This window comes from Streptomyces sp. SID12501, assembly GCF_010550245.1.
Taxonomy (GTDB): domain Bacteria; phylum Actinomycetota; class Actinomycetes; order Streptomycetales; family Streptomycetaceae; genus Streptomyces.
On the sequence record NZ_JAAGLU010000515.1, the window covers coordinates 1 to 476 of the forward strand.

Annotated in this window: 1 pseudogene; it reads left to right on the plus strand. The window is 63.0% G+C overall.

From position 1 onward, the window contains the following. Nucleotides 1-198 precede the first annotated feature (198 nt). Nucleotides 199-476 (plus strand): annotated as a pseudogene (locus G3I71_RS47045) (TerC family protein); the annotation flags it as partial.

Below are 476 nucleotides of genomic sequence, written 5' to 3' on the forward strand. Positions count from 1 at the left end.
CTTTGCCCGGTTCGCCCGGTACTGTGGTGCACGCGGAGGGGAGTATTCCTGCTACCTGCTACGGCGTACCCGTCAATACGGACCGCGATCGGTCCCGGGGCGCCGGCCCGAGGCCTCCAGGCCATCCGGGTGGAAGAGACCTCCGGCAGCGATGACGCTGACGAAGTGCTGAGCCATCCCGCCGGAGGCGTGTAGACAGTGGACGTTTCATTCAACATGTGGTTGCTGACCATTCTCGGTCTGAGCATCCTGATCGGCGCCGATTTCTTCATCGGCCGCAAGCCCCATGACGTATCCATGAAGGAAGCGGGCATCTGGACGGTCGTCTGGATCGCGCTCGCCGGCCTCTTCGGCCTCGGCCTGCTGTACTTCGGCAACGGCCAGGCGTCCCAGGAGTTCTTCGCCGGCTTCATCACCGAGAAGTCGCTGAGCGTCGACAACCTCTTCGTCTTCGTCCTGATCATGGCGAAGTTCGC